The following is a 7346-nucleotide window of genomic DNA, read 5'->3' on the forward strand; positions in this document are numbered from 1 at the left end:
GCTCGCGCTGTGCACGCTCGCGTGCGCGGTCGAGCGCCCCCGCGTCGCGGTGCGCACGCTACGTGCGGGAGGCGCCGCGCCGCCAGCCCTTCTCTCGTCGCCGCACGTCGCATCGGCGCCGGTCGCTGCGGGCTCGACCGAGGCGGCCCTCGATGCCGCTTCGCGCGAACTGCGAGCCGCACGCCTGCGCGTCCGGCGCACCGTGGATGGGCTCGCAGCCTCGGCGAACGCGTGGGGTGCGCTCGGCAGCCCGGTGTTCCACTGGGCGCTCGTGCTGCTGTTCGTCGCCGTGGCGGGCGGCCGGCTCACCCGGGCGGAGGGCGCGATCGACCTGCCGCTCGGCCGGTTCGTCACCGATGAGTCGTCGTCCTACCTGCCCGGCGCCGTGGAGGGTCCGCTCTACCGCGGGCACAGCGGGCTCGCGTTCTCGGCGAGCGGCTTCTCCGGTGAGACGGTCGTCGACGGGCTCGATCGCGGCCCGTCCGCCGTGGTCGGCGTCTACCGCGGCGGCGAGTTGCTCGCCGAGCAGCGTGTCTATCCGAACTCGCCTTTGCGCTACCGCGGGCTGCTCGTGCACCGCGCGAGCGACTGGGGCTGGGCGCCCAAGCTCGCCGTCGAGACCACCTCGGGCGAGGTGCTCGCCTCCGTGTCGGCGCTCATCGACTCGACGCTCGAGGAGTCCGCGGCCGTCGGCCCCGGGGAGGTCGAGTTCACCGCGCCGGGGCGCGCGCCGGCGGTGATCGCGGTGCGCATCCCGTATGCGAGCAGGGAGGGCAGCCGCGGCGTGCTCGCGCGCGCGGTCACACTCACGGTCCAGCGTGCGGGGGAGGCGTCCCGCGCTCCCGTGACCATCGCCGAGGGCGAGGCGGCGCCGCTGTTCGACGGGCTGCACCTGCGCTTCGCGGAGCGGGGATCGTGGATCCGGATCACCGTCGCCGACGATCGTTCGATACCGTTCATCTACGGGCTGTTCGGGCTGGCGTGTGTCGGGCTCCTGACTGCCGTGCTGTTCCCGCCGCGCCGCGCGTGGGTGGCCGCCATCTCGGACGGCGACGCGATGGTCCGCTTGCATGCCGTCGTGCGCCACGCGCGCTCCGACCCGGGCTTCCGCGACCGCGTCGCCGGGGCGATCGAAGCCGCGGCCGCCGCGTACGCGACTCCCGACCCCGGCAGCGAGGGCTGACCATGCAGGCTGAGATCGTCACCATGTGGGTCGCGGTCACCCTGTACGCGCTCGCGGCCGTCGGGTTCGCGAGCGGCTTCGTGTTCCGCTTCGAGAACGCTCTGACGGTCGGTCTCGGGCTCAGCGCCGCCGGGCTCGCGGTCCACGCGGCCGGCATCGCCGTGCGCTGGGTCCGTGTCGGCCACGGGCCGTACCTCGGCTTCTACGAAGTCGTCTCATCGTATGCCTTCTTCGCCGTCGCGATCTTCCTCGCGCTCGCGGTGCGGCGTCGCGGGCTGAGGGTGCTGGGCGTCGCGGTCATGCCCGTCGTGTTCCTGTTCATCGGTGGCGCGATGCTGGCGCCCAAGGCCGATCAGGCGATCACCCCGACGCTCGCCAGCTGGTGGCTGAACATCCACGTCCTGTTCGCGAAGCTCACATACTCGTCGTTCATCGTCGCGTTCGCGCTCGGCGTGCTCTTCCTGCTCCGCGCGAAGGGCGGACTCGGGAGGTTCGCCGCGCTGGAGGCGAAGCTGCCGTCGCAAGCGGTCGTGGATGACCTGACGTTCAAGTTCGCGACGGTGGGCTTCATCTTCCTCGGCATCATGATCGCGGCAGGCGCGATCTGGGCGAACGAGGCGTGGGGCCGCTACTGGGACTGGGACCCCATCGAGACGTGGTCGCTCATCGCGTGGCTCGTCTACGCGGTCGTGCTGCACCTGCGGCTGACGATGGGCTGGCGCGGCGAGCGGTTCGCGTGGGCGGTGGCCGCAGCTCTGCCGATCGTCCTGTTCGCCATGCTCGGCGTACCGATCGTCTATGACTCCATCCACGGCGCCTATCTCAAGGGCGTGTGAGCGGGCCGTGAGGGTCTGCCTCGTCTCGCCGGCCCGGCCCTTCTCCGGTCGCGTGCCGATGGAGCCGCCGATACTCGGTCACCTCGGCGCGCTCACGCTGCGGGCGATGCCGGATGCCGAACTCGAGCTCGTCGACGCCGATGCGCAGGTCTTCGATCCCGGCGCGGTCGACGCCGACCTGGTCGGCATCTCGGCCATGACCGCGACGGCGACGTGGGCGTACGCGGCCGCGGACGCGCTGCGCGCTCGCGGGGTGCCGGTGGTGCTCGGCGGCATCCACCCGACCGCGCTGCCGGAGGAGGCGGCCCGTCACGCTGACGCGGTCGTGGTGGGGGAAGCTGAGTCGGTCTGGCAGCAGGTCCTCGTTGACGCCGCCGCCGGCCGCCTGCGCGCGCGCTACGACGGCGAGCGCCTGCCGCTCGACGGACTGCCGGCGCCGCTGCGCATAGAAGGCCCGTACCGCTTCCGCGCCGTCTTCACGGCGCGCGGCTGCCCGTACCGGTGCACCTTCTGCTCGGTGCGGACGTTCTTCGGCGACACCGTGCGGTTCCGTCCGATCCCCGAGGTGGTGGCACAGGTCGCCGCCATGCCCGACCGCGTCTACTTCAACGGCGACGACAACATCTGGGGCACCGACGTCGCGCGCTCGATCGCGCTGTACCGCGAGCTGGCGGGCGCCGGACGCAAGCGCTGGTACGGCTTCGGCGACCTGCGCTCGGTGCAGGGTGAGCGCGGCGACGAGCTCATCGCGGCCGCGCGGGCGAGCGGCCTGTTCTCGGTATGGGTCGGCTGGGAGACCTCAGAGGCGTCGCTGGCGGGCTTCCACGCATCCGCGAAGCAGGGCAGGGACCGCGAGTCCGCGGTCCGCCGCCTCAAGTCCGCCGGGATCGACGTGGTGCTGTTCGTCGTGCTCGGCGGCCGGGAGGAGGGCGTCGACGGCTTCCGTCGCGCGGTCGAGCTCGCCGACCGGCTCGACGTCGGCGTCCATCCCGTGCTGCTCACCCCGCTGCCCGGGACCGAGCTCTACGACGAGTACCGCCCGCACCTCGTCCCGGGTCTCGGCTGGGATCGCTACACCGGCACGCATGCCGTCTTCGAGCACCCCGACCCCGCGCTCACGCCCGAGGCTCGCGAGCGTGCGTACTACGAGACCTCGCTCGAGCTGCTCAGCCTGCCGCGCATCGTGGGTCATGCCGCCCGCATGCCGGCGGCGGCGTGGCCTGCCGGCCCGGCGCTGTCGGTGATGAAGGCGCTGCCGCTCCGGCGGGCGATGCGGCGCGCGTTCGCCGAGTGGGAGGCGTCGAGGGCGACCTGAGGCCGACGCCACCCGCGCACCCGCCGGACGACCCCCCGGTCATCCTTCAGGATGATTCACGCTGTGACGCGATTGTGACGTATTGACCGGATTTGTGATTCCCGTCACAATCCCGCACAAGCATGTCCGCGGTGAGTCTTGGCCGAGGGGCCGGACATCGGCATATGGGGGCAGTGACCCGCGATCTGGAACCTGGGCACCTCGATCGCGACGAGCCAGTGGTGCAACCGGCCATACGCCTGTGGCCGGTTCTTCTTTTCCCGGGCCTCGGGGACAGGGGAACCGGCGAAGGCGCTCACAGAGGAGTGGGCGCCTTGAACCCGACGAGGGAGCAGGTGGTATGGGAATGAAGCGAGTCCACGTCTTATCCGCATGGGCGGCGGCAGCCGCGGCGATCGCCGCGCTCGCCCTGCCCGGTGTCGCGTCGGCCGCCACGCCGCCGTTCGACACCAACGCCGAGTGCCTCGAGTGCCACAGTGTGGACACCGCGGGCGCGGCGCTGTCGAAGGTCGACTTCACCGAGGCGGTAGTCGATCGAGCCGCGGCGTGCAGCCGCTGCCACTGGCAGTCGGTCCACCCGGTGCACAACCCGGCCGCCCAGTGCCAGCAGTGCCACCGCGGCATGCCGTGGCGCGCCGACCTGTACTGGGCGAACGCGACCACCCCCTACGGGTACTTCACCTCGGCGTCGTCCGCGAACGCCGTCGGCTCCACCCTGCACGACGTGCACGTCAACGGCTCGTGGCCGCAGACCGTCCTCGACGTGGGAGGAGTGCCCAAGAACTGCGTGAGTTGCCACGCGCCGGCCGCGTGCGACGCCTGCCATGCCGCCGCCCCGGCGCACGGCGCGCACTCGGACACGCGGTACGCGCAGGAGACCCGCCGCGTGACCCGCGGCGTGGCCGCGGGCGACGCCGCGTTCGACACCACCTTCCAGACCACCGAGGGCTGCACGAAGGCGGAGTGCCATGCCTCGTCGGCCGCCGAGCTTCCCGAGTCCGGCACGGTCGCCGACGACATGTCGGCCGTCTACGCCGGGACCTGGTGGGACAGCTGGGAGTGGGGCGAGTACGTCTTCACTTTCCACGAGACCAACGTCGTCGGCTCCACCGCGGCCTTCACGGTCACGGGCGCAGGCGAGCTGCGCGTGCTCGGCGACCGCGGCGCGGGCGCCGGTGCGATCTCGGTCGCGATCGACGGCGGACTGCCGCAGACCGTCTCGTGCCACGGCCCGGACGCGTTCCACGGCGTGGTGTTGTTCAGCACCCTCGTCGGCCCCGGCGCGCACACGGTCGTCGTGACCGCTCTGGCAGAGCCTGTCACGGGGCAGACACTGGTGACGCTCGACGCTGTCGGCGTCTTCGGCAAGGCCGCGCCGACCGGCGCGTTCGTGCCCGCGTGCGCCTCGTGCCACGTGCCGCCGTCCGACTCCACCGACCGTACGCAGGTCCACGGCTACGAGACCGCCGATCACGTCGCCGACATCGGCGCGCAGCTCGAGGGCGGCACCGCGTGCTCCGCGTGCCACGCCATGGACTTGGCCACCGAGCACGGCAAGGCCTCGTCGTCTTCCTCGGCGGCCGGCTGCGGCGCGTGCCACCCGACCCCGCGCAACACCTTCACGACCTGGAACGACACCTGCTCGCAGGGCAGCTGTCACACCGTGCGCCACGGCGGCGCGGCCTCCGCGCACGACGCTGCCGTCACCGGCGCGGCCTGCGGTGGGACCGGCTGCCACGCGGTCGCCGACGTGGCCGCCATCCACTCCGAGTCCATCACCACCAACGCGATGCATCCGACCTGCCTGACCTGCCACGGCGCCGACGTCACGCCGACGAAGGACTGCTCGGCTGCCGGGTGCCACTCGTCGATCGTCGGGCATCGCACTGCTCACGACACCGCCGCGAGCGGCGAGTGCGTCGCGTGCCACGAGAACGCGAACGTCCAGGACCAGCACGCGCCGGCCCTCATCGGCGCGGTCGTGTCAGGCAAGACGAACGACGGCTGCAACATCTGCCACGGTGGGGATGGCTGGGCGAACGTCCGCATCGGCAACACCCGCGAGTGTGTCTCGTGCCACAACGCCGCCGAGATCGGCGGGAAGGCCTACTCGCCGGCCGCTCCGAACCACTACCCGGCGGCGTCGCACGCCGCTGACATCCCCGCGTGCCAGGGCTGTCACTCCGCCGACCTGAAGACCGAGCACGCCAAGCCCACGGTCGGCGTGACCTGCGTCGCGTGTCATGAGACGCGCGTGGACTTCGCGACCGCGCCGTGGGACAAGGCATGCGAGACTGCGCTGTGCCATGCCACGAAGCACGTCGGGGCCCAGCTCAAGCACGTCTCCACCACGAGCGAGTGCGGCGGGACCGGCTGCCACGCGATCTCGGACGTCGACGACATCCACGCGAGCGCGCCGAACGGCTGCAACACGTGCCATGTGAGCGCCTCGGTGCCGGCGACGACCACGAACTGCCTCGCGTCCGGCTGCCACTACGGTGCGACCGCGAGCCACGAGTCGAGCCACGATACGACCGGCGTGATCGACACCGGCTGCAAGGGCTGCCACTTCACGCTCCTGACCACCGAGCACACCAAGCTCGGCTACACCTGCGCGACCTGCCACGACTCCACGAACACCGCGGTCGTCGCGGCGATCGCCGCCGGCGATCGCGCCTGCTCGGGGTGCCATCCGGCGGTGAACGGTCGCGACCGGCACGCCTCGCAGAACGCGACCGAGTTCGCGGCGGCGAACGCCTCGGGTCACAACTCCTTGGCGGGCACCGCGTTCATGAAGTCGAGCTTCGTGGTGAGCGGGACCACGTACACGATGTCGCTGCCGTCCGCGTCGACGTTCCTGAAGGCCGGCTGGACGACCACCTCGCGCGTCTCGTGCGACGGTTGCCACGACTTCGGCGGCACGGCAGCCGGCCCGCACGGCGCGGCGGTGACGGTCACCATCGACCCGGCCTACCCGACCAGGTACGGCAACGCCATCCTGTCGCAGAACCCTCCCGGCATGTCGTCGGGGGTCATCTGCGCGAAGTGCCACAGCCTGCACGACAGCGGAGGCTCGCCCTGCAACGTCGTGCACAAGGAACACGACAACCGCGGCATGAGCGAGGGAGGCCGCTGCGTGTCGTGCCACGTCTCGATCCCGCATGGCTGGCGACGTCCGCGTCTTCTTGGCAGCCAGTGGGACCCAGCGCCCTACAAGACCGTCAGCGGCGGCGTCTACGAGTTCGCGCTCAAGAGCTACTCGCCGAGCAGCTGGCAGAAGTCGGACTGCTACGCGGGCTGTTCGACCGGCCGGCACCCGGACCAGTCGAACCCGTGGCCGGCGGTCGCGTTCGGCGCGCTCGGCGGGGTCGTCACCGGTGCCTCCGGCTCGCCGCTCGCGGGCGCGTCCGTCAAGGCTGGGACGCTCGCGACGGTGACCACCGCGGCGGACGGTTCGTACTCGATAGCGAGTGCGCCAATCGGCACCTACACGGTCACCGCGAGCAAGTCCGGGTACGTCACCCAGTCCAAGACGGCGGCCGTCAACGCCAACCGGACGACCACGCTCGGCTTCGCGCTGTCGCTCGTGCCGACCACGGGGGTCGTCACCGGCACCGTCACGGACTCGGCGTCCGCGGCCAAGCTCGCAGGCGTGCTCGTGAGCGTGACCGGTGGCGGTAGCGCCACCACCGACGCGAACGGAGCGTACACGCTGGCGAACGTCACGCCGGGCACGAAGACGCTCACGTTCTCGAAGTCGGGCTACACGACCCAGACCGCGAGTGTCTCGGTGAGCGTGGGCGCCACGACGACCAAGAACGTGGCGCTGGTCCTGCTTCCGGCCACGAACATCGCCATCGGCAAGACCGCGACCGCGTCGTCCGCGCGGTCCGGCTACGAGGCCGGCAAGGCGATCGACGGCTCCACGTCGACGCGCTGGTACTCCAGCGCCGCGAACACGCAGTGGCTGTCCGTCGACCTCGGTGCGAACCGCACGGTCGAGCAGGTCACG

General features: G+C 71.7%; 4 protein-coding genes and 1 riboswitch. All 4 genes read left to right on the top strand.

From position 1 onward, the window contains the following. The coding region (locus tag FDZ70_04490) for a cytochrome c biogenesis protein ResB (protein ID TLM78082.1) at positions 1 to 1183 on the top strand (1183 nt) is incomplete at its 5' end. A gap of 2 nt (positions 1184 to 1185) precedes the next feature. Then, positions 1186 to 2019, top strand: a complete 834-nt coding sequence (locus FDZ70_04495) for a cytochrome C biogenesis protein (GenBank protein TLM78083.1) — start codon at positions 1186 to 1188, stop codon at positions 2017 to 2019. A 7-nt stretch (positions 2020 to 2026) separates the two neighbouring features. Continuing rightward, complete coding sequence (locus FDZ70_04500) at positions 2027 to 3334, top strand: radical SAM protein (protein TLM78084.1); 1308 nt, start codon at positions 2027 to 2029, stop codon at positions 3332 to 3334. Positions 3335 to 3491: 157 nt separating this feature from the next. Then, positions 3492 to 3576, top strand: a riboswitch (cyclic di-GMP riboswitch). Between the two features lie 98 nt (positions 3577 to 3674). After that, positions 3675 to 7346, top strand: a 3672-nt coding sequence (locus tag FDZ70_04505; protein TLM78085.1) for a hypothetical protein, incomplete at its 3' end; no start/stop codon positions are given.

This window comes from Actinomycetota bacterium (genome assembly GCA_005774595.1).
Taxonomy (GTDB): domain Bacteria; phylum Actinomycetota; class Coriobacteriia; order Anaerosomatales; family D1FN1-002; genus D1FN1-002.

Coding starts and splice junctions, on each gene's coding strand:
- FDZ70_04495 (TLM78083.1), top strand. CDS start 1,186: ATGCAGGCTGAGATCGTCACCATGTGGGTCGCGGTCACCCTGTACGCG.